The organism is Streptomyces sp. NPDC003036 (genome assembly GCF_040611175.1).
Lineage (GTDB): Bacteria > Actinomycetota > Actinomycetes > Streptomycetales > Streptomycetaceae > Streptomyces.
In genome coordinates this window covers 55534-77318 of sequence record NZ_JBEXNO010000018.1, presented here as the reverse complement: position 1 = coordinate 77318, position 21785 = coordinate 55534, and the positions used below count along the sequence as shown (strand labels likewise).

At 72.2% G+C, this 21785-nt stretch carries 23 protein-coding genes; 14 read left to right on the top strand and 9 right to left on the bottom strand.

Annotated features, from left to right (window positions below; all coding sequences use genetic code 11):
- Positions 1-9 precede the first annotated feature (9 nt).
- Genes ABZX67_RS15730 through ABZX67_RS15720 form a run of 3 tightly spaced genes read right to left on the bottom strand, consistent with a single transcriptional unit; the run spans position 10 to position 1557 of the window.
- Positions 10-450 carry an SRPBCC family protein gene (locus tag ABZX67_RS15730; RefSeq protein ID WP_355359868.1) on the bottom strand — a complete coding sequence of 147 codons (441 nt, stop codon included), beginning with the start codon at positions 448-450 and terminating at the stop codon, positions 10-12.
- 37 nt (positions 451-487) lie between these two features.
- A complete protein-coding gene (locus ABZX67_RS15725) occupies positions 488-724 on the bottom strand; it encodes a DUF397 domain-containing protein (protein WP_355359865.1) in 237 nt (78 codons plus the stop codon).
- The gene (locus tag ABZX67_RS15720) at positions 721-1557 is read right to left on the bottom strand and encodes a helix-turn-helix transcriptional regulator (RefSeq protein ID WP_355359862.1); all 837 of its coding nucleotides are present in this window, start codon (positions 1555-1557) and stop codon (positions 721-723) included. Before ABZX67_RS15720 ends, ABZX67_RS15725 begins: the two co-directional genes overlap by 4 nt.
- A gap of 156 nt (positions 1558-1713) precedes the next feature.
- Here ABZX67_RS15720 and ABZX67_RS15715 point away from each other — a divergent pair, with 156 nt between their 5' ends.
- Both ABZX67_RS15715 and ABZX67_RS15710 read left to right on the top strand, forming a co-directional pair.
- Positions 1714-2136, top strand: coding sequence for a hypothetical protein (locus ABZX67_RS15715; RefSeq protein WP_355359859.1), 423 nt, complete (start codon positions 1714-1716; stop codon positions 2134-2136).
- 43 nt (positions 2137-2179) lie between these two features.
- Positions 2180-3406, top strand: coding sequence for a hypothetical protein (locus tag ABZX67_RS15710; protein ID WP_355359856.1), 1227 nt, complete (start codon positions 2180-2182; stop codon positions 3404-3406).
- A 44-nt stretch (positions 3407-3450) separates the two neighbouring features.
- Here ABZX67_RS15710 and ABZX67_RS15705 read toward each other — a convergent pair whose 3' ends face one another.
- The 3 genes from ABZX67_RS15705 to ABZX67_RS15695 all read right to left on the bottom strand — a co-directional run bounded on the left by ABZX67_RS15705 (position 3451) and on the right by ABZX67_RS15695 (position 5532).
- On the bottom strand, positions 3451-4263 hold the full coding sequence (locus ABZX67_RS15705) for a putative protein N(5)-glutamine methyltransferase (protein WP_355359853.1): 813 nt from the start codon (positions 4261-4263) through the stop codon (positions 3451-3453).
- A 154-nt stretch (positions 4264-4417) separates the two neighbouring features.
- Positions 4418-4909: a MarR family winged helix-turn-helix transcriptional regulator gene (locus ABZX67_RS15700; protein WP_355359850.1), complete on the bottom strand. Its 492-nt coding sequence runs from the start codon at positions 4907-4909 to the stop codon at positions 4418-4420.
- Entirely contained in the window at positions 4906-5532 is a 627-nt protein-coding gene (locus ABZX67_RS15695; RefSeq protein ID WP_355359847.1) for a type 1 glutamine amidotransferase family protein, read from the bottom strand. Before ABZX67_RS15695 ends, ABZX67_RS15700 begins: the two co-directional genes overlap by 4 nt.
- A gap of 199 nt (positions 5533-5731) precedes the next feature.
- Here ABZX67_RS15695 and ABZX67_RS15690 point away from each other — a divergent pair, with 199 nt between their 5' ends.
- From ABZX67_RS15690 to ABZX67_RS15675, 4 genes are all read left to right on the top strand, one after another.
- Positions 5732-7114, top strand: a complete 1383-nt coding sequence (locus tag ABZX67_RS15690; RefSeq protein WP_355359844.1) for an aspartate aminotransferase family protein — start codon at positions 5732-5734, stop codon at positions 7112-7114.
- Positions 7115-7180: 66 nt separating this feature from the next.
- A complete protein-coding gene (locus ABZX67_RS15685) occupies positions 7181-7921 on the top strand; it encodes a GntR family transcriptional regulator (protein ID WP_355359841.1) in 741 nt (246 codons plus the stop codon).
- Positions 7918-10323: a dolichyl-phosphate beta-glucosyltransferase gene (locus tag ABZX67_RS15680; protein WP_355359838.1), complete on the top strand. Its 2406-nt coding sequence runs from the start codon at positions 7918-7920 to the stop codon at positions 10321-10323. Before ABZX67_RS15685 ends, ABZX67_RS15680 begins: the two co-directional genes overlap by 4 nt.
- A 102-nt stretch (positions 10324-10425) precedes the next feature.
- Positions 10426-11076 carry a hypothetical protein gene (locus tag ABZX67_RS15675; RefSeq protein ID WP_355359835.1) on the top strand — a complete coding sequence of 217 codons (651 nt, stop codon included), beginning with the start codon at positions 10426-10428 and terminating at the stop codon, positions 11074-11076.
- Positions 11077-11110: 34 nt separating this feature from the next.
- Here the strand turns inward: ABZX67_RS15675 and ABZX67_RS15670 are convergent, their stop codons facing one another.
- On the bottom strand, positions 11111-11827 hold the full coding sequence (locus ABZX67_RS15670) for an SLATT domain-containing protein (protein ID WP_355359832.1): 717 nt from the start codon (positions 11825-11827) through the stop codon (positions 11111-11113).
- Between the two features lie 285 nt (positions 11828-12112).
- Between ABZX67_RS15670 and ABZX67_RS15665 the strand changes: the two genes are divergently transcribed.
- The 8 genes from ABZX67_RS15665 to ABZX67_RS15630 all read left to right on the top strand — a co-directional run bounded on the left by ABZX67_RS15665 (position 12113) and on the right by ABZX67_RS15630 (position 19068).
- Entirely contained in the window at positions 12113-12448 is a 336-nt protein-coding gene (locus ABZX67_RS15665) for a YbaB/EbfC family nucleoid-associated protein (protein WP_355359829.1), read from the top strand.
- A 68-nt stretch (positions 12449-12516) separates the two neighbouring features.
- Positions 12517-13116 carry a recombination mediator RecR gene (gene recR / locus ABZX67_RS15660; RefSeq protein ID WP_023587387.1) on the top strand — a complete coding sequence of 200 codons (600 nt, stop codon included), beginning with the start codon at positions 12517-12519 and terminating at the stop codon, positions 13114-13116.
- A complete protein-coding gene (locus ABZX67_RS15655; protein ID WP_355359825.1) occupies positions 13109-13768 on the top strand; it encodes a DUF5063 domain-containing protein in 660 nt (219 codons plus the stop codon). Before recR ends, ABZX67_RS15655 begins: the two co-directional genes overlap by 8 nt.
- 97 nt (positions 13769-13865) lie before the next feature.
- Positions 13866-14156 carry a hypothetical protein gene (locus ABZX67_RS15650; RefSeq protein ID WP_355359822.1) on the top strand — a complete coding sequence of 97 codons (291 nt, stop codon included), beginning with the start codon at positions 13866-13868 and terminating at the stop codon, positions 14154-14156.
- 298 nt (positions 14157-14454) lie between these two features.
- A complete protein-coding gene (locus ABZX67_RS15645) occupies positions 14455-15726 on the top strand; it encodes an aspartate kinase (protein WP_031077638.1) in 1272 nt (423 codons plus the stop codon).
- Positions 15727-15776: 50 nt separating this feature from the next.
- On the top strand, positions 15777-16838 hold the full coding sequence (locus tag ABZX67_RS15640; RefSeq protein ID WP_355359818.1) for an aspartate-semialdehyde dehydrogenase: 1062 nt from the start codon (positions 15777-15779) through the stop codon (positions 16836-16838).
- Positions 16839-17116: 278 nt separating this feature from the next.
- Positions 17117-17872: a SigE family RNA polymerase sigma factor gene (locus ABZX67_RS15635; protein ID WP_355359815.1), complete on the top strand. Its 756-nt coding sequence runs from the start codon at positions 17117-17119 to the stop codon at positions 17870-17872.
- Entirely contained in the window at positions 17869-19068 is a 1200-nt protein-coding gene (locus ABZX67_RS15630; RefSeq protein WP_355359812.1) for a hypothetical protein, read from the top strand. Before ABZX67_RS15635 ends, ABZX67_RS15630 begins: the two co-directional genes overlap by 4 nt.
- 37 nt (positions 19069-19105) lie before the next feature.
- Here ABZX67_RS15630 and ABZX67_RS15625 read toward each other — a convergent pair whose 3' ends face one another.
- Positions 19106-19924, bottom strand: coding sequence for an SURF1 family protein (locus ABZX67_RS15625; RefSeq protein ID WP_355359809.1), 819 nt, complete (start codon positions 19922-19924; stop codon positions 19106-19108).
- A gap of 23 nt (positions 19925-19947) precedes the next feature.
- Entirely contained in the window at positions 19948-21765 is a 1818-nt protein-coding gene (locus ABZX67_RS15620; RefSeq protein WP_355359806.1) for a prolyl oligopeptidase family serine peptidase, read from the bottom strand.
- Positions 21766-21785: the final 20 nt, after the last annotated feature.

The following is a 21785-nucleotide window of genomic DNA, read 5'->3' as shown; positions in this document are numbered from 1 at the left end:
TGGCGTTGCCTAGCGTTCCAGCAGCTCCTTGAGGTGCTGCTCGTTCTTCGGCATCTCCTTCTTCGCCTGAGGGCGTACGACGAGCGGCACGAGGACCTTGCCGATCCCGTGCGACTCGAAGTCCAGGTCGAGCGTCACACGCGACCGCCGGCCGTCGCCGACCGGCTCGACCGTGCCGCGCACGTGGCCACGGACCGGGCCGTCGACACCGTCCATGCGGAAGCTCCTCGGCGCTTCGAACTCGCTCAACTCCATGGTCATCGGAATCCGCCGACGACCGACCTGCCGGGTCACCCGGACCCGCGACCCCACGCCCACGGGGGCGTCGCCGAGCGGGGTGGCCGATAGGGCGCTCTCCTGCCATTCGGGCAGGCGAGAGAGGTCGGTCAGGTAGGAGAAGACGTCCTCGGGACGGCGGGCGATCTCGACGCTTTCCTTGATCGAGGACATGTCGCCCCCTTTCGGGTGGTTTGTCCTACGGACAACCCTACTCGGCCCACTCCAAGAAGGTGCTCCAGGCACCGGGCGCGACGGCGAACGTGGGACCATCGGTGTTCTTGGAGTCCCGTACGTGCACGGCGTGGGCGCAGGTGGCGACCTCGACGCAGTCACCGCCGCTACCGCTGCTGTACGAGGACTTGTGCCAGTCGAAGGCCACTTCGACGCACTCGCCGCCGCTGGCGTTGCTATAGCTGGACCTGAACCAGCGCAGGGTGCTGCTCATCTCTGATCTCCTGCCAACCGCTCGATGAGGCCCAGCGATTCCCGGGGATCCAGGGCCTGTGCTCGGATCCTCGCATACCGCTGTGCGTACGTACTCACCTTTGCGGGCTCCTTGATCAGCAAGCTTTCCTCCTGGGCCTCCAGGTACACGAGGTGGTCGTGCTGCGCAGTCTCGACCAAGGTCATTTCGCCGTGGCCACCTGCGTACTCGCCACTCAACCCGGCCTCCAGCGGCAGCACCTGGAGCGTGACATTGCGCCGCTTCGCGCGCTCCGCCAAGTACGCCCACTGCTCCCGCATGACCTCCTTGCTGCCGACCGCCCGTGTGAGTACCGACTCCTCCAGGATGACCTCGATCAGCGCCACCGGCTTCCGCTCGAACAGCTCCTTCCTCAGCATCCGCGCCTCCACCAGTTCCTCGACCCGTTCGTCCGGCAGTGGTGGGTAGCCGCCGCCGATCAGCGCCCGTGCGTACTCCTCCGTCTGGAACAGGCCGTGGACGACGAGCGTCGCGTACAGCGACAGCCCCACCGCCTTCTGCTCCAGCGGCGCGTAGTCCTTGAACTGCTCGGGGTACTTGTCCAGCCGCACGTACAACCGCGCCTGCTCGAAGAAGCCCATGCCGTCCCCGAGCACCTTCTCCAGCGCGACCAGCATCGCGTCGCTCGGCGGCTGCGCGTACGTCTCCAGCGCGCTGATCGCCGCCGCTGTGTAGCCGATCGCCTTGCCGAGCTGCTCCTGCGTCCAGCCCTTGCGCTTACGCAGCATGCGCACCATATCCGCGACGAGTCGCGTTGCCGGTCCCGCTGTTTCCTTGTTTTCGGCTCGCGCCAATTCAGGTCACCGCCTCGATTCAACCGGTCTCAACCGGTCACAACCAGTCCTGGCCGAATTCGACTGCAGCGGGCGGCTGTTCACGCAGGTCAACGGCGTACCGACCCATTCGCGCAGTCGTGGAAGACGCTAGCCCGGGCACCGGACAATGTCCCTGTGAATACGCCAAGTTGCCACGAAAACATCGACTGGATTCCGGCTTCGGGATTCCAGCTCCGCAAGGCCGGGGTGCAATTCGACGCGGTGCGGGTCGACGGGGACGACGGGCGCCGTGTCGCCGACATCATGGAGCACATGACGGCGGGCGATCCGGGGCCCGTCGTCATCGAGGCGAACGGGCGGCGCGGCGTGTACTTCCTGCTCCCGCCCGGCAGTACGGCGGGCCGCGCGTGGCCGCGCGAGGCGACGCCGTTCAACGCGTGCGAGGGCAGGGTGAGTTACGTGCCGGTGCCCGCGCTCACCGGGAACACCTGGCCGCTCGCCTGGCGGTGCCCGCCGCGCACGGCGGACCGCTTCGTCCATCCGGTACTGCTTCGCAGCACGCTCGTCGCGGCTGTCCGGGACATGTCCGGGACATGAGTTCCGGGCCCGCGGACGGCGTGGCGGCCCTACCGTCCGAGCCATGGACACCACACGCAGGACGTTACTCAGGGGCATGGCCGCGGCGCCCTTCGCCGCCGCGGCCGGCGGGCTGCTCGTTCCGGAGACGGCGTACGCGGCCGCGCCGCCCAAGGCGACCGTCGTCATGAAGGGGGGTGTCGACGGCTTCCTCCCCTGGGCGGACGCGAGTGATCGCCTCAGGAGTACCTGGACCGCCGCGACTCTGGCCCAGGTGCTCACCACCGCGACCCAGCAGGGCACCGTCGTGGGGGACTGGGACGACCGTGAGGGGGCGAAGAACACGGTTCCCGAGCCGTTCGGCTTCCGGTACGGCTTCGGCTGGGACGGCGGCCGAAGGGCCCCGGACAAGACCTGGGACCGCAGGTCCAACTGGTATCCGCAGGGCATCACCACGACGTACGACGGCTACGGCGAGCCCTTGGAGGGGCGGAGCGTCGTGGCGGTCTCCTGGTACGCGAAAGGTGACGGCTTCGAGGACCGGGGCGCCCGGGTCAGCTTCGTCGATGTGACGGGCGGGCCGGCTTCTCCGCGCTACCAGCACGTGCTGCTGGTGGAGCCGGTCCAGTCCTCGAAGGCCGGCGCGAAGCCGTCGTTCCGCCCCGTGTCGATCCACGCGGGGGGCATGGCCTGGGCCGGGAACTTCCTCTACATCGCGAACCGGCCGGGGGAGACCACGCACGTCAGGCGCGGTGGCATGAGCGTGTTCGACGTCTCCAAGCTCATCAAGGTGACCGGGCGGGGCAAGGAGCGGGCGTACGGCTACGACTACCTCCTGCCCCTGCACCACATCTACGAGAACGCGCGCGGGAGCCGACTGCTGCACTCCCAGCTGTCCCTCGACCGCACGCGGAGCACCGGGGTGTCGCTGGTCGTCAGCGAGTTCCGGGAGAGCACGGCCCAGGGGGTCGCCGCACGCTGGGAGGTGGACGACCGCACCGGCTACATCAAGCGGGGTGAAGCGGACGAGTCGTGGTGGCTCGGCACCAGGTACGTCCAGGGCGCGGTGAGTGTCGGCGAGGACGCGTACTACTCCGCGAACGACCGGTCCGCCCCGGGCAAGCTCCAGGGCAACCTGTGGCGGCACAAGGGCCGCACCGGTGGCCCGGCGTTCCTCGGCAAACTGTCCAAGGGGCCGGAGGACCTCAGTTACGAACCGGTCGACGGGCGAAGCCTCTGGGCACTCGGCGAGCACAAGCACCTCAGGCGGGTGTACCGCGTGCGTGTCTGACGCGGCCGCTGCCCTTGGCCAGGCAGGGTCGGCCGCCGGGCCGGTCAGGCCCGGCGGCCCATGACCGCCCGGGTGCCTATGACGACCGTGGCGTACCGGTCGTCGCAGGTGACGACCTGCGGGGTGAGCCCGTCGGCGGCGACGATCCCGGCGGCGGTGTCGGCCTGCCGCTCGCTGGTCTCGAACAGCAGGCTGCCGCCCGGGGCCAGCCAGGCCGCCGCCTCGGCGGTCACGCGCCGCAGCACGTCCAGCCCGTCCGCGCCGCCGTCGAGCGCGACGCGCGCCTCGTGGACCCGCGCCTCGGCGGGCAGGAACGCGACCTCCTCGGTGGGTACGTACGGGACGTTGGCGAGCAGTACGTCGATCCGGCCCCGCAGCGCGGGCGGCAGCGGCGCGTAGAGGTCTCCCTCATAGACCATGCCCCCGGTCGCGGCGACATTGCGGCGCGCGCACCGCACGGCGGCGGGGTCGATGTCGGCGGCGTGCAACTCCGCGCCGTCGAGTGCCGCGACGAGTGCCGCGCCGAGCGCGCCGGAGCCGCAGCACAGGTCGACGACCACCGCGCCGGGCGGCGCGAGCGCCTCGGCCCGCTCGACGAGGAACTCGGTGCGGCGGCGCGGCACGAACACCCCCGCGTCCACGGCGAACCGCACGCCACGGAACTCGGCCCAGCCGAGGACGTGTTCCAGCGGATGTCCGGCGACCCGCCGCTCGACCATCGCGTCGAGCTCCCGCGGTGTGCGGGCGGTGGAGCGGAGCAACTCCGCCTCGTCCTCCGCGAAGACGCATCCCGCGGCGCGGAGGGCGGCGACGACGGTGTCGAGGGGAGGCAGGGCAGGCGGGGGAGGTACAGCCATGGGAAAGCCTTTCGAGAGCTGTGGGCGCTCTCGCGGTGACTGTGTGACCGTGTCCCTACGAGCCGTGAGAGGAGAGCACCCGACCTGGCGTGGCGTTAACGGGTCTCACCTCCTCGGTCCGTACTGCTGACGAAGCCTCACCCTACAGGGGTGTTCACGCGGTGGCCGGGCCGCCCGGGGCTGTCGCCGCCGGCTCGTCCGTGACCCTGTCGAGCGCCCGGGACAGCCGTTCCAGCACCCGCGCGGTCTCGTCGAACGCCTCCTCGCCCAGCTCGGCGGCGAGACGGGCCGCCAGGTCCGCGTGGCCCGGGTTTATGCGGGCGACCGACTCCCGGCCCAGCTCCGTGGGGGTGAGGAGCTTCGCACGCCGGTGCGCCGGGTTGGGGATGTACTCGGCGAGGCCCTCCGCGACCAGCAGGTCGGCGATCCGCTGGACGCTCTGGCGCGTGATGCCCATGGCGCGGGCGATGCCGGAGACGGGCAGCGGCTCTCGCAGCACGGCCCCGAGGACCTGCCACCACGCGGCGGTGAGCCCGGCGGGGCGGGCCAGCTTCTCCGAGACCGCGAGCAGCTGGCCGTTCAGCCGGAAGACACCGAGCGCGGTACGGCTGAGCAGCTCCTGCAGATGCCGTTCGACCGGGGTCACGCGTTCAGCTCCTCGAAGGCGGCGGCGTCCGAGTCGTGGAACAGCCGGTACCAGGCGTCGAGCTTCGTACCCTCGAACGCCCCCATCCTGCCGAGGACTTCACGAGCGAAGGCCACCGGCTCGGTGGGCCCGGCCGTGATGAGGTCGCCGTCGGTGACGGCGTCCGCCTCGACGTAGTGCTCGGCTCCCTTGTAGCCGGTCGCCGCGAGGTAGAAGGGGGCCGCGCTGGTGTGGGGGCGCCCGTCGAGCAGCCCCTCGCGGGCGAGCCCGGCGGTCGCCCCGCATATCGCGGCCACCGGCACGCCCGCGTCGAGGAACGCGCGCGCCTTCGCCGCGAACGGCGCCAGATCGTCGCCCGCGTCCCACAGGTCGGCGCCGGTGAGGATGAGCAGCGCGCTGTCCTCGGGCCGCAGCTCCGCCAGCGCCAGGTCCGGCGTGATGCGCAGACCGCCGACGGTGGTCACGGGGTCGGTGGTGAGCCCGACCGTGCGGACGCCGAAGCCGCTGCGCGCGAGCCACGCGGTGGCGTGACCGGTCTCCCAGTCGGCGAACGTGTCGTACACCGCGAGGTGGACGGTCTTGAGCGGGGTCTGGGATGCGGTGGATGCGGTGGTGCCGGACATGGTGGCCTCCCGTGGATCGCACAAGCGTGCGCGTTATGACTACATGCTGTCATCTCGACAGGATGCTGTCAACAGTCGGGCGCAGGACCCTCACCGGCACGCCGAAGCTGCGTCCCCCGACACCTTGCCGACCCCCGCGCCTTCCGCCATACAAGATGGCCATACCAACCTCCACCAGCACATCCTTACCCTGGGCCGCATGACCCCTCATGCCGATCTCGCCGCGCACGCCGATCCCCAGGCCGGCGCCGCCGTCAAAGCCGCCGACCGCGCGCACGTCTTCCACTCCTGGTCCGCCCAGGGCCTGATCGACCCGCTCGCCGTCGCCGGCGCCGAGGGGGCGTACTTCTGGGACTACGACGGCAACCGCTACCTCGACTTCACCAGCGGCCTCGTCTACACCAACATCGGCTACCAGCACCCCAAGGTCGTCGCGGCCATCCAGGAGCAGGCCGCGAAGATGACGACCTTCGCGCCCGCCTTCGCCATCGACGTACGCTCCGAGGCCGCACGCCTCATCGCCGAGCGCACCCCGGGCGACCTCGACAAGATCTTCTTCACAAACGGCGGCGCCGAGGCCGTCGAGAACGCCGCCCGCATGGCCCGGCTGCACACCGGCCGCCCCAAGATCATGAGCGCCTACCGCTCGTACCACGGCGCCACCTCCACCGCGATCAACCTCACAGGCGACCCGCGCCGCTGGGCCTCCGACACCGCCACCGCCGGTGTGGTGCACTTCTGGGCGCCGTTCCTCTACCGCTCGCCGTTCTACGCCGAGACCGAGGCGCAGGAGTGCGAGCGGGCCCTCCAGCACCTGGAGGACACCATCGCCTTCGAGGGTCCGGCCAGCATCGCCGCGATCATCCTGGAGACCGTCCCCGGCACCGCCGGCATCATGGTCCCGCCGCCCGGCTACCTCGCCGGCGTCCGCGAGATCTGCGACCGGTACGGCATCGTCCTGATCTTCGACGAGGTCATGGCGGGCTTCGGCCGCACCGGCGCGTGGTTCGCCGCCGACCACTTCGGCGTCGTACCGGACCTGCTGACCTTCGCCAAGGGGGTCAACTCCGGTTACGTACCGCTCGGCGGCGTCGCCATCTCCGCCGAGATCGCCGCCACCTTCGACAAGCGGCCCTACCCCGGCGGCCTCACCTACTCCGGCCACCCGCTCGCGTGCGCGGCCGCCGTCGCCACCCTCCAGGTCATGGCCGACGAGAAGGTCGTCGAGAACGCCGCCCACCTCGGCGAGAACGTCCTCGGCCCCGGCCTGCGCGAGCTCGCCGAGCGCCACCCCTCCGTCGGCGAGGTGCGCGGCCTGGGCGTCTTCTGGGCGCTCGACCTCGTGCGGAACAAGGAGACGCGCGAGCCGCTCGTCCCGTACAACGCGACCGGCGAGGCCAACGCGCCCATGGCCGCCTTCGGCGCCGCCGCGAAGAAGAACGGCCTGTGGCCCTTCATCAACATGAACCGCACCCACGCCGTCCCGGCCTGCACCCTCACCGAGGCGGAGGCCAAGGAGGGCCTCGCCGCCCTCGACGCGGCGCTCTCGGTGGCCGACGAGTACACCGAGCACGCACAGTAACCGGCTGGAGTCCGCCCCCTCCGGCTGGCTTAAGGTGTCCGGAACCGGACGGAGGGGGCCAGAACCATGCCCGCGAGCGGAGGGGTGACCCGCAACACCCTGCGCCAGCAGATCGCGGACGCGCTGCGTGACGAGGTGCTCGCGGGGCGTCTGCAACCCGGGCAGGAATTCACGGTCAAGCAGATCGCCGAGCAGTACGGCGTGTCCGCGACGCCCGTACGCGAAGCGCTCGTCGACCTGGCCGCGCAGGGTCTGCTCGACTCCGACCAGCACAAGGGCTTCCGCGTCCACCAGTTCTCGGTCGACGACTACCGGGGCATGGTCGAGGCCCGCGCGCTCATCGTGGACGGTGTCTTCAAGCGCCTGACCGCCCATGTGAAGGCTGTGCACGGCGCCCCCCTGGTGTCGGTACGGCGCCGGGCGGAGGAGGCGTCCCGCGCGGCGCGCGCCGGGGACCTGGCCATCCTCATCGGCTACGACCTGCGCTTCTGGCGCGAGCTCAGCGGCTTCGTGGCCAACCGCTACATCGCCGACTTCCTGCACCGGCTGCGCGTGCAGGCCTGGGTGTTCACCGTGCCCCACCTGCGCGCCGACCGGCGGGCGTGCGACTGGCTGTGGAGCGGCCACGAGGAGCTCGTGGACGCGGTGACGCTCGGCGACCCGGACGCCGTCATGGCCGTCATCGACGCGTACAACGCGCACGCGCTGGCCTGGGCCGACCACCTGGAGCGCATCGCGGGGGCGGACGGGCCGGAGCTCCCCGGCGGGCGAGACCTCCCCGGCGGGCGAGAGCGGGCGCGCCCGTGACCGACCTCAGCGTCGTCGTCCCGGCGTACAACGAGGAAGCCCGCCTGCGCCCCACCCTCGACGCCATCCGCGCCCACCTGAGCGCCGACCCCGGCCGCTGGGGCGACTGGGAGGTCATCGTCGTCGACGACGGCTCGACGGACGCCACCGCGCGCGTGGCGCGGGATTTCGCCGCCGAGGAACCGCGCGTCCACGTCATCACCGGCCTCGACAACCGCGGCAAGGGCCACGCCCTGCGGCGCGGCGTCCTCGCCTCCTACGGGCGCCGCGTGCTCGTCACCGACGCCGACCTGGCCACACCCGTCGAGGAGCTGGACCGGCTCGACAAGGAGCTCACCGCCGAGGGCGCGGACGCCGCGATCGGCTCCCGCGCGCACCCGGACTCCCGCATAGAGGTCCACCAGCACCGCCTGCGCGAATGGCTCGGCCGTCTCGGAAACCGGTTCATACGGGCCGTGGCCGTACCCGGCGTACGCGACACCCAGTGCGGCTTCAAGCTCTTCGACGGCGACAAGGCACGGGCCGCCTTCGCCGACTCCCGCCTGGACGGGTGGGGGATCGACGTCGAGATCCTGCGCTTCTTCCGGCAGGCCGGCTGGGCGGTGGCGGAGGTTCCGGTGCGCTGGTCCCACCAGGAGGGCTCCAAGGTGGCGCCCCTGGACTACGCGCGCGTGCTGGCCGAACTCGTGACGCTGCGCGCCCGCTCCGTCCGGCGGACGGACCTGGCCGTGGTCGGGCTCTTCGTCCTCGCCTCCGTCCTCCTCTACCGGGGACTGTGGGCGGACCTGGACCGCGCGTACCTGGCCGACGCCGGTCAGGACCAGAACCAGTGGGAGTGGTTCTTCGCGGTCACCGCCGACAACGTCACCCACCTGCGCAACCCGCTCTTCACCACCGTCCAGAACTATCCGGACGGCGTGAACCTCATGGCCAACACGGTCATGCTCGGCCTGTCCGTGCCCCTGACCCCCGTCACGCTCACCCTCGGCCCGACGGTCACCTGGGCCCTCGTCCTCACCCTGGGCCTGGCCGCCACGGCCTGCTCCTGGTACTGGCTGCTCGCGCGGAGGATCGTCCGCAACCGGTGGGCCGCCGCGACCGGCGCCGCCCTCGCGGCCTTCGCGCCGCCGATGATCTCCCACGGCAACGCCCACCCGAACTTCCTGCTCCTCTTCATGATGCCGGTCCTCATCGACCGGGCCCTGCGGCTGTGCGAGGGGAAGGCGGTCGTCCGGGACGGGGTGCTGCTCGGGCTCTTCACGACGTACCAGATCTTCCTCGGCGAGGAGCCGCTGCTGCTCGCCGCCGTCGGCATGCTGCTCTTCGCCCTCGCGTACGCGCTCGCGCACCGCGAGGTGGCACGGGCGGCGTGGCGGCCCCTGCTGAAGGGCCTGGGCGTGGCCCTGGCGGTCTGCCTGCCGCTGGTGGCCTTCCCGCTGTACTGGCAGTTCTTCGGCCCGCAGAGCTACCACAGCGTGCTGCACGGCTCGAACGCCGGAAACGGCCCGCTCGCCTTCCTGGAGTTCGCCGGACGGTCGCTCGCCGGCGACGAGGCCACGGCGGACGAGCTCGCCATGAACCGCACCGAGCAGAACGCCTTCTACGGCTGGCCGCTCGTCGCGCTCGCCTTCGCCATCGCCGTACGCCTGTGGCGCCGGCCCCTGGTGAAGGCGCTGACCGCCACGGCGCTCTGCGCGGCGCTGCTCTCCCTCGGCCCGCGCGTCCGCATCCCGTACACCGACGTCATCGTCCCCGGGCCGTGGCGGTTCCTCGCCGACAAGCCGCTCTTCGAGTCGGTCATCGAGTCGCGCGTGGCGATGATCTGCGCACCGGTGCTCGGCATGCTGGTGGCCCTCGCCGTGGACCGGCTGGCGGCCTCCCGGAACCGTACGTACCGGGTCGCGGGCCTCGCGGCGGTGGCGCTCGCGCTGCTGCCGATCCTGCCCACGCCGTACCCGGTCCGCGAGCGGGCCCCGGTGCCCGGCTTCCTCGCGTACGGCGCCTGGCGGCAGTACCTGGGGCCCGGCGAGTCGATCGTGCCGGTGCCGCTGCCGGACCCGGGCAGCGCGGACGCGCTGCACTGGCAGGCCGAGACCGGCTTCGGCTTCCCGGTACCGGGCGGGTACTTCAACGGGCCGTACGGGCCCGACCGGATCGGGATCTACGGCGCCGTGCCGCGCCACACCTCCAACCTCCTGCGGGAGGTGCGCTGGAGCGGCCGCGTCCCGGCGATCGGCCCGCGCCGGCAGGAGCAGGCCCGGGCGGATCTGGAGTACTGGCGGGCGGGGGTGGTCGTCCTGCCGTCGCAGTACAACCAGGAGGCTCTTTACGAGACCGTGTCCAAGCTTCTGGGGCGACCTGGTGAGCGGATCGCCGGTGCGTGGGTATGGGACCTGCACTGAAGCTCCTCAACTAGGCTTCCGTGGCTGTCCCGAACCGTCCTGCCGTCACCGTCCTGCCCGTCACTGTCCTGACGTGCCCTTCGTGAGGAGAGCGAGTGTCCCTTGGCTTGTGACCTGTGGTTGGTCCCGCTCGTCGACGTGCTGTGCCACAGCCCCGACAACCCCTTCGCGGAAGAGATCGCCGCCTACGACAAGGCGTTGCGCGAGGCGGGCCTGCCGGCCGTGCCCGTCTTCGCCTACATGCCCGGCCTGTCGGGTGACGTGGCGCCGGTCGCCGGGTTCGACTACGACGCCCTGCACTTCCTGCGCCGGGCGTACCTGCTGCAGATCTGCGGGCTCGCCGTCACCCCGGTCGACGAACTGGGCGGGGACTACGAACAGTTGCTGGAGATGTTCGAGTCGACGGCCCAGCAGTCGCACCTGGTCTGGCACTACGACCACGCGGGCGCGTACGTCCCCGTCGACTTCCCGGCGCCGCTGTCCACCGACGAGCTGCTCGCGGGCGGCGGGCCGCTCGGCTCGGCCCAGGGGCTGCTGCGGGAGCTGGAGTACGTCGCCCCCTCGATCGGCATCGACCCGGCGAACCCGCCCGCCGCGCCGCTGCCACCGGAGCGGCCCACGTCGCTGGAGGAACCGGCGGGGCCGATTCCGTACGACGACAGCCCCTTCGCGCGGGAACGGCACGTGTGGCTCGGGCTGCACGCGGCGGCGACGCGGAGCCTGGGGCAGGGCTCGATGATCATCTTCAGCTGAGCGACCGGCCCCGGCTCTCCGCTCGCCCCGGGGGCTACCGCGGCTCCGGGGGGCGCTGGCGCGGCATGTTCGGGCGGGTGCCCGGCGGCAGCGGGAACCGGCCCGGCAGGGGCGGTGCGTCCTGCCGGGCCGGGGTCGGGAGGGTGGACTGCAGGACCAGCGGCGCCGAGCCGGAGCGGAACTCCACCATCCACTCCGCCGTCTCCGTACGCACCAGCTCCGTCACGTCCTCGGCGAATCGCCGCAGCACCCCCAGGCACCGCTCCGCCGCCTCGCTCGCCGTGCCCTCCGTCGGGCCCAGCACCTCGCGGACGGACTCGGAGGCCCAGTCGAACTGGAGCGCCTGGAGCCGGCGCTGCACCGCCTGTGCCGTCGCCACGTCCCGCATCCAGCCCGACGTCAGCCCGAAGTACCGGTCGCAGAGCACGCACGCCGCCGCGACCAGCAGGGGGACGTACCCCCACTGCCAGTGGCCCAGCAGCGGCAGCGCGGCGCCGACGACCGCGCCCAGCGCCGTACCGACGCGCAGGGCCCGCGCGCAGCGGCGCTTCCAGACGCGGTCGGAGAGGTACCACTCGGCCGTGCGGAGCGCGTTGGTCTCGACCCACCGGTACAGCTCGTCCAGGCGCTGAGCCGGCTCGCCCCAGTCGCCCAGCGGAAACGGCCGCCCGGTCAGATCGCCGCCGTACCCCTCCGGGCTGTCGCCCTCCCCCCGGGCGGGGCCCCCGGGCTGCATCTCCGGCTGGCTCACCGGGGCACTCCTCTGCGCTCAACGTGACAGCTCAACGTGACATATCGATGACGTGACGTGCGGTGACCTACGGTGCGCGGGGTGCGCATGCCCTCTTCCTACCGCCGAATGGGGGGTCAACGGCCTGGAATCCCGGTATTTCCGCCCGCAAGAGGGTCTTGATCAGGTGGCGGGCACGCCCGTTTTTCACCCGAAGGAGTGGCACCCCATGGATGAGGCGCACCGTCCGGCGACCACGTAGGCTCGGCATACCGAATACTCATCGTCGAAATGCCAGGAGTGCCCGTGATTCCCGGTGGCGGCCAGCCCAACATGCAGCAGATCCTCCAGCAGGCCCAGAAGATGCAGCAGGACCTCGCCCGCGCCCAGGAGGAGCTGGCGCGCACCGAGGTCGACGGTCAGGCGGGGGGCGGTCTGGTGAAGGCCACCGTCACCGGCTCCGGCGAGCTGCGCTCCCTGGTCATCGACCCCAAGGCGGTCGACCCGGAGGACACCGAGACCCTCGCCGACCTCGTCGTCGCCGCCGTCCAGGCCGCGAACGAGAACGCGCAGGCGCTCCAGCAGGCCAAGCTCGGGCCGCTGGCCCAGGGCCTCGGCGGCATGCCGGGCCTGCCCTTCTAGGCCCGCCCTTCTAAGTCGTCCGTCCAGCAACTACCGTAAGCATCACAGCACTCCAGGAGAGGCTTTCCGTGTACGAAGGCGTGGTTCAGGACCTCATCGACGAACTGGGCAGACTGCCCGGCGTCGGTCCCAAGAGCGCCCAGCGGATCGCCTTCCACATCCTCCAGGCCGAGCCCACCGACGTACGCCGGCTCGCCCACGCCCTGCTCGAGGTCAAGGAGAAGGTGCGGTTCTGCGCGGTGTGCGGCAACGTCGCCCAGGAGGAGCGGTGCGGCATCTGCCGCGACCCGCGCCGGGACGACGCCGTCATCTGCGTGGTGGAGGAGCCCAAGGACGTCGTCGCGATCGAGCGGACGCGCGAGTTCCGTGGGCGGTACCACGTCCTCGGCGGTGCGATCAGCCCGATCGAGGGCGTCGGGCCGGACGACCTGAGGATCCGGGAGCTGCTGGCGCGACTCGCCGACGGCACGGTCACCGAGCTGATCCTGGCGACCGACCCCAACCTGGAAGGGGAGGCCACCGCGACGTACCTGGCGCGGATGGTCAAACCCATGGGCCTGAAGGTCACGCGCCTCGCCAGCGGGCTGCCCGTTGGCGGAGACCTGGAATACGCCGACGAAGTCACGCTCGGGCGAGCGTTCGAAGGGAGACGACTCCTCGATGTCTGACGCCACTCTCCACGCGCACACGCTGGACCCGGACAGCTTCGCGGTCCAGATCGCCGACTCGATCGAGTCCTTCATCGTCGCCACCACGGAAGTGGCCAAGGGCGACGAACCCGACAGCGCGGTGCCCTTCCTGCTCCTGGAGGTCTCCCAGCTGCTGCTCGCCGGCGGCCGTCTGGGCGCCCACGAGGACATCGTCCCCGACGAGCGGTACGAACCGGACGCCGGCCCGGACATGGACGTGGACGAGCTGCGCGAGCGGTTCGCGACGATGCTGGACCCGGTGGACGTCTTCTCGGAGGTCTTCGACCCGTACGAGCCCCGCAAGGCGCCCGTGCCGTTCCGGATCTCCGACAACCTCGCCGCCATCATCATGGACCTGCGCCACGGGCTCGCCCACTACCGCGCGGGCCGCACCACCGAGGCGCTGTGGTGGTGGCAGTTCTCGTACTTCTCCAACTGGGGCCCGATGGCCTCGGCGACCCTGCGCGCCCTCCAGTCGCTCGTCTCCCACGTGCGCCTGGACCAGCCGCTGGAGGAGCTCGACGGGCTCGACACCGACGAGGACCTGGCCGAGGACGCCCTCGCGGAGGAGGCGGGCCGGGTGATGGCCCGGGAGATCGCGGGCCCGCTGGGCCTGCACACCAGCAAGTAGTCCGGCGGACGGCCCTGCGGGCCCTCGAACGTGTGCAGGCCGAAGGCGTCGGCGGCCCCGGCGGGGGCCAGGCACACCAGTCGGTCTCGCGGCACAGGTGGAGCGCGGCGGTCCAGCTCGGGACGGTGGCGACGACCCGGCTCCGCAGGCCGCGTGCGGCGAGCGCCTCGTCGACCGGGCCGCCGGAGTCCGCGTCATCGACACGTCGACCGGTGCCGTCGTCCGCACGCTGCCGACCGAGGGGCTCGTCTTCCCGGTGCACCCCACCTCCACCGGGCTGGTCCTCGCGGGCGAGCTGCGCGTGACGGCGGGCGGATCGGCGCTGGGCGCCCAGGTCCCGGGGCTGCTGCACGTGTACGAGGGCTTCGAGGAGCGCGCGCGGCTTTGAGGTGGGCGCTTTCCCGCTGACGATCTCCTCGTCGCCGGACGGCCGTCGCGACGCTGGAGGTGGGCAGGTCCGGCGAACCGGGAGCGCACGGCCTCGCGTACGTACCCTCCGCGTGACCCGCCCCACATTGCGCGTACGGCCGCTCGGGAGGGGCAGGTGCCAGCCCGAGCGGCTGTGGGGCCGTCCCCGGGTGCGATCGCAAGATGAGCGGGACATCTCACCATGTGATATCGGAGGGGCGAATCCCGGCCGCTCGTTAGACTGAGCTGACCGCAAACGGACTGAGCGAGGAGCGCACGTGGGCCTTGTCGTGCAGAAGTACGGAGGCTCCTCCGTTGCCGATGCCGAGGGCATCAAGCGCGTCGCCAAGCGAATCGTCGATGCCAAGAAGAACGGCCACCAGGTGGTCGTCGTGGTTTCGGCGATGGGCGACACGACGGACGAGTTGATCGATCTCGCCGAGCAGGTATCTCCGATCCCTGCCGGGCGTGAGTTCGACATGCTGCTGACCGCCGGAGAGCGCATCTCCATGGCCCTGCTGGCCATGGCGATCAAAAACCTGGGCCACGAGGCCCAGTCGTTCACCGGCAGCCAGGCGGGCGTCATCACCGACTCGGTCCACAACAAGGCGCGCATCATCGATGTCACGCCGGGCCGGATCCGTACGGCGCTGGACGAGGGCAACATCGCCATCGTCGCAGGCTTCCAGGGCGTGTCCCAGGACAAGAAGGACATCACCACCCTCGGCCGCGGCGGGTCGGACACGACCGCCGTCGCGCTCGCCGCGGCGCTGGACGCCGAGGTGTGCGAGATCTACACCGACGTCGACGGGGTCTTCACCGCCGACCCCCGGGTCGTGAAGAAGGCCCGGAAGATCGACTGGATCTCCTTCGAGGACATGCTGGAGCTCGCCAGCTCCGGCTCCAAGGTGCTGCTGCACCGCTGCGTCGAGTACGCACGCCGTTACAACATCCCGATCCACGTCCGGTCGTCCTTCTCGGGCCTCCAGGGCACGTGGGTCAGCAACGAACCGCGAGGGGACCGCAAGGTGGAGCAGGCCATCATCTCCGGTGTCGCCCACGACACGTCCGAGGCGAAGATCACCGTCGTCGGGGTGCCGGACAAGCCGGGCGAGGCCGCCGCGATCTTCCGCACCATCGCGGACAACGAGATCAACATCGACATGGTGGTGCAGAACGTCTCCGCCGCGTCGACGGGGCTGACCGACATCTCCTTCACGCTGCCGAAGGCGGAGGGCCGCAAGGCCATCGACGCCCTGGAGAAGCGCAAGGACGTCATCGGCTTCGACTCGCTGCGCTACGACGACCAGATCGCCAAGATCTCGCTCGTCGGCGCGGGCATGAAGACCAACCCGGGCGTCACGGCCGGCTTCTTCGAGGCGCTGTCCGACGCGGGCGTGAACATCGAGCTGATCTCGACGTCCGAGATCCGCATCTCGGTCGTGACCCGCGCCGACGACGTCAACGAAGCCGTCCGCGCCGTCCACACCGCCTTCGGGCTGGACAGCGACTCCGACGAGGCCGTCGTCTACGGAGGCACGGGCCGGTGACGGTCCTGGCGGCGCGGTGACGGCGCGGGTGACCGCGTGGTGACGGCGCGATGACGCCCCGCAAGCCGGCGCTCGCGGTCGTGGGAGCGACCGGGGCCGCCGGCGCCGTCATGCTCCAGATCCTGTCGCAGCACGCGGACGTCTGGGGCGACATCCGCCTGGTCGCCTCCCCCCGCTCGGCCGGCCGCAAGCTGGCCGTGCGCGGGGCGGAGACCGAGGTGCTCGCGCTCGGCGACGAGGCGCTGGACGGCGTCGACGTGGCGCTGTTCCTGGCGCCGGAGGAGGTCGCCGCCCAGTGGGCGCCGGTCGCCGCGGCCAAGGGCGCGGTCGTGGTGGACGCCTCGCCGGCCTTCCGGGCGGACCCGGACGTGCCGCTGGTGGTCCCCGAGATCAACGCGCACTGCGTCCGCTCGCGGCCGCGCGGGATCGTCGCCTGCCCCGGCGACACCACGCTGGCGCTGATCGTGGCGGTGGGCGCGCTGCACGCCGAGTTCGGCGTCGACGAGCTCGTCGTCTCCACCTACCAGGCCGCCAGCGGCGCCGGGCACGCGGGCGTCGAGACGCTGCGCGCGCAGACGGTGCGGGTCGCCGGCGCGGAGCTGGGGACCGCCCCCGGAGACGTACGCCGGGCCGTCGGCGACGACACCGGGCCCTTCCCCGCCCCGCTCGCGCTCAACGTGGTGCCCTGGACCGGTTCGCTCCAGGAGGGCGGCTGGTCCTCCGAGGAGCTGCGCCTGCGCGGCGAGACCCGCAAGATCCTCGACCTGCCGGAGCTGCGGGTGACGGCCACCTGCGTGCGCGTGCCCGTCGTGACCACGCACTCCGTCTCCGTCCACGCGCGCTTCGAGCGCGAGGTGACAGTAGCCCGGGCGCACGAGATCCTCGCCACCTCGCCGGGCGTGGTGCTGTACGACGATCCGGCCGCCGGGGACTTCCCGACCCCCGCCGACGTCGTGGGGACCGATCCCACGTGGGTGGGGCGGGTACGGCGGTCCCTGGACGACCCGCGGGCCCTGGAGCTGTTCGTGTGCGGCGACAACCTCCGCAAGGGGGCCGCGCTGAACACCGCGCAGGTGGCGGAGGTCATCGCCGCGGAATTGTCGGTGGACTGACCACCGGCCTTTATAGGATCTGTGAACGCCCTGTGAGCAAGTCTTCGGACCGTACCGCTTGAACTGGGGCGATGGCATGTTCGACGATGCTTGTCCCCCTTGCTGCAACCGGTGGTCGGGCGGGAAGCGTCTACGCGGTCGCCCCTTAAGCGCTGCCGCGCGAAACGGGCAAAAGGGGAAGAGCGAGTACGCATGAGGGTAATCGACGCACCGTTCGCACGGTCAAAACCGGTGACGTGCGCGTACAACCCTGACGGGGGGAAGCGTGTCCAACAGGCGTGGCACAGGTACTCGACATCACAGCGGTGGTCCCGCTCCGCGGCGCGGCCGTGGCCCCGCCGCGCCCCGGCGGCGGGCCGGCGCAGCCGCTCCGGCGGCCCCGTCAGCGCCGTTCGCCCGGCGGCATGCCGGTGATCGCGCCGATGCCCGCTGCTAGGCGTACCACCCGCATACCGTCCCCGCGCGGCGCCTCCGAGGCCGCCGACACCGTCGGCGTGCCGGGTGCCGCCGCGAACACGGCCGCGGCCGCGACCGCGGCGGCCGGGACGACCGTCGACCACCTCACCGAGACCTACCGCGCCCACTACCGGTCGCTGCTGGGTCTCGCCGCGCTGCTGCTGGACGACACGGCCTCGTGCGAGGACGTCGTGCAGGAGGCGTTCATCCGCGTCCACTCGGCCCGCCGGCGCGTCCGCGACCCCGAGAAGACCCTCGCGTACCTGCGGCAGACCGTGGTCAACCTGTCCCGGTCCGCCCTGCGCCGCCGCATACTCGGGCTGAAGCTGCTCTCCAAGCCGATGCCGGACATGGCGAGCGCCGAGGAGGGCGCGTACGACCAGCTGGAGCGCGACGCGCTGATCAAGGCGATGCGCGGGCTCCAGCGTCGACAGCGCGAGGTGCTGGTGCTGCGGTACTTCGCGGACATGACGGAGGCGCAGGTCGCCGAGACCCTGGGCATATCGCTCGGGTCGGTGAAGGCGTACGGCTCACGTGGCATCGCGGCGCTGCGCGTCGCCATGGAGGCCAACGCATGAGCGAGCGGCACAAGGGCCCGGACGCCAAGGGCGAGGACGGGTTCGAGCTGTACGGGCCGGACGGACCGTTGCACGTGAACGACCACCGGACTGGGAACGGAATTGTGAACGACGGCGACCGCCTGGACGGTCTGGAAGCTTCCGGCGCGGACGCATTCGGCGCCGACGCGTTCGAGGACGACGAACTGGCCCTGCGCCGGATGCTCCAGGGCGCGGTGGAGGACCTGCGGCCCTCCGACGGCGCCCTCGACCACCTGCGCAAGGCCGTGCCGGCGCGGCGGGCCCGCAAGCGGCAGGCCCTCGTCGGCATGGCGGCCGCGGCGCTGCTGTTCGGTACGGCGGTGCCCGCGTTCGTGCACGTCGCGGGCTCCGGCGGCACCTCCGACGACCGCCCGGTCAACGCCGGGCACGGCGAGCAGGTCCAGGGCGGCACGGGCGAGGAGACCGGCGGCGAGGGCGGCGAAGCCGGCCCCGGCGGCGGTGTCACGGGCGGCGGCGAGGGCCCGGGCGGGCCCGGAGGCAGCGGCCGAGGCGACGCCCAGAAGCCGCCGGAGTCCGTCTCCGGCGCCTCGGACGGCACGGTCGGCGGCAGCGTGGCCGACCCGACCCGCCCCGTGCCGCCGAGCACACCGGTGTGCGCGGCGGACCAGCTGGCCGTGACCACGGCGCAGGCCGGGGAGCCGGACGCGGAGGGCAAGGTGTACGGCACCTTCCGCATCGCCAACGTCTCCGGCGCCGACTGCGCGATCGCGGGCGACGGCACCATCGGCGTCCGGACGAGCGGCGCGGCCGACAGCGCGAAGGTCACGCGCGCCCGCCACACGCCGGGCGACGCGGCGACGGGCCTCCCGGACGCCCCGGGCACGGCGGACGGCGCGCTGCTGCTGAAGCCCTCGGGGGCGTACGAGGTCAGGTTCGCCTGGGTGCCGAGCGAGACGTGCCCGACGACGACGCCGGGCGGCGACCCGTCCCCGGACCCGAGCCCCTCGGCCGACGGCGGCACGGCCTCGACCGGCTCGACCGGCACGGCCCCGGAGGGCACGCAGCCCCAGCTCGCCACGGAGGAGGGCACCCCGGCGGACGGCAGCGTCACGATCACCCACACCCCGGCCGCGGGCTCCCCGACCGCGGAGACCACGATCCCGAAGGCCTGCGCGGGCACGGTGTACTACACAGCGCCGCTGGGCGCGGAGTAGCAGCTCCTCGGGGGCGGGTCTCGCCGGGCCCGGTGCCTCAGCCCCGCGTCGCGGAGGCCTGCGGGGCCTGGTTCTCCGGGGCTTGCGGGGCGGCGGCCTGGTCCTCCGGGGCGAGGCCGAGGGCCGCGTCCCGCGCCGCCTCCGCCTCGCGGCGGAACAGGCGGAACCACATGAAGAGCACGAAGCCCACGAAGGCGAACCACTCGCCCGTGTAGCCCAGGTTCTGGAACGCCTTCAGGTCCAGCCCGCTGCCCTGCGCCGCCGTCGCCGGCACCGGCTTCAGACCCGACGGCGACGTGGTGAGCGTGACCCACGCGTCGTACACGTCGTCCGGCACCAGGTTCACCAGCGACGCCGCGCTGATCATGCCGATCTGCCCCGCCGGCAGCCCGCCCGCCGCGTGCACGCCCTTGGTGCCGGTGTTCTCCGACGCCTGGAGCGCCCCTGTCACCGTGACCTCGCCGGCCGGCGGCGCCGGGGCCTCGCGCCCCTCGGGGAGCCAGCCGCGTACCACCGGCAGCGTCTTGCCGCCGTCCGTACGCAGCAGCGTCAGCACGTACGCACCGGTGCGGCCGTCCAGCTCGCGCCCCGGCACCAGGAACTGCGGCCCGTACCGCCCGGTCGCCGTCGCCTGGCGGCCCGACGTCTCCTTGGTGACCGGCAGCAGCTCGTCCAGCGGCTCGGCGGCCTGCGCCGCCGCGCCCGGGTCGGGCCGCCGCTCCGCCTCCTGGTGGGACTCGACGCGGTCCTCGAACCTGCCGAGCTGCCAGGTCCCCATGAAGATGCAGAAGGGGATCGCCAGCAGGACGAAGACGTTGATCCCCCACCAGCGGGGTGTCGTCAGGAACCGGTACACCCCTCCACGGTACGGAAACCCCGTCACTTCCCCGGCGCCGGGGTCCCCGGCGCAGGCGTCCCCAGGTGCCTGGCGGCGAAGTCCAGCTCCAGCCGCACCTGCTTGATCCGCTCCTCCACCACCAGCGAGCCGTGCCCGGCGTCGTACCGGTACACCTCGTGCACCGCGCCCCGCGCCGCGAGCCGGTCGACGTAGTTGTCGATCTGCCGGATCGGGCAGCGCGGGTCGTTGACACCCGCCGAGATATAGACCGGCGCCCTGACCTCGTCCACGTACGTCAGCGGCGACGACACCCGGTACCGCTCCGGCACCTCCTCCGGAGACCCGCCGAACAGCGTGCGGTCCAGCGCCTTCAGCGCCTCCATCTCGTCCTCGTACGCCGTGACGTAATCCGCCACCGGCACGGCGGCCAGGCCCAGTGCCCACGCCTCCGGCTGCGTACCGAGCCCGAGCAGCGTCAGGTACCCGCCCCACGAGCCGCCCGCCAGCACCAGCTTCGCGGGGTCGGCGAGGCCGGAGGCCACCGCCCACTCCCGTACCGCCGCGATGTCCTCCAGCTCGATCAGCCCGATGCGGTGCTTGAGCGCGTCCGTCCACGCGCGGCCGTAGCCGGTCGAGCCCCGGTAGTTGACCCGTACGACCGCGTACCCGTGGTCCACCCAGGCGGCGGGCGCCGCGGCGAACGCGTCGCTGTCGTGCCACGCGGGGCCGCCGTGGACCTCGAACACCGTCGGCAGCGGGCCGTCGGCACCCGCGGGGCGCTGCACGAGCGCGTGGACGCGGCCGCCGGGGCCGTCCACCCACACGTCCTCCACGGGCACCGACGCGGGCGCCTTCGCGCCCGGGGGTTCCAGCACGACGCCGCCCGCGGTGGACCGCACCACCGGTGGCCGCTCGGCGGACGACCACAGGTACTCCACGGTCCCGTCCGGCCGTGCCGTCGCGCTGGACACCGACCCCGCGGGAGTCCCCACCCGCACCAGCTCGCGCGTGGCGATCTCGTACCGCCACAGGTCGCTGCGCGCCTCGAAACCGTGCACGATCAGCAGCCCGGACCCGTCCGGATACCACTCCGCCGATACGTCGCCGGGCAGGTCGAGCCCCAGCTCCGTCTCGGTCCCGGTGGCCACGTCCCACAGCATCGGCTCCCAGCGCCCGCGCCGCTGGTGCCCCACCAGCAGCCGGGTGTCCCCCTCCACCGGCGCGAAGCCCAGCACCGCGAGCCCGAGCTCCTCCGTGCCGCCCTTGGTGTCGTCCAGCTCCGCCACGACCGCGCCGTCCAGCCGGACCACCCGCAGCGCCGCGTGCATGGCGTCGCCGTGCTCGGTGTGCTCGATCGCGAGCAGCGTCCCGTCGTGGGACAGGTCGCCGATCCCGGCGGACTCCCGGTGCCGGTAGATCTCCACGGGCGGCCGCCCGGGCCGTACGACGTGGATCGTCGAGCCCTCCTCGTCCGTGGAGCACCCGATCACCGCCGTCCCGTCCCGCCCGATCGCCAGGCCCGCCGGGTACGACGCCGCCAGCCCCGGCGCGGCCGGCTCGTCGTCGCCGCCCCCGAACGGCTGGCGCATCCAGCGCCCGAACTCGTCGCCGTCGGTGTCGGCGAACCACCAGATCCATGCGCCGTCCGGCGACAGCACGCCGTCGGTCGTACCGTTCGGCCGGTCCGTGACCTGCCGCTGCGCTCCGGTCGCGCGGTCCCAGGCGTACAGCTCGTACGTGCCGGTCGCGTTCGACGTGAACAGCGCGCGGTCGGGGGCGTCCTCGGCCCAGTCGGGCAGGGAGACGCGCGGGGCGCGGAACCGCAGCTCCCAGTCGGGCGTGGCGTGTGCATCCGTCATGCCCCTATCCAACCCGACGC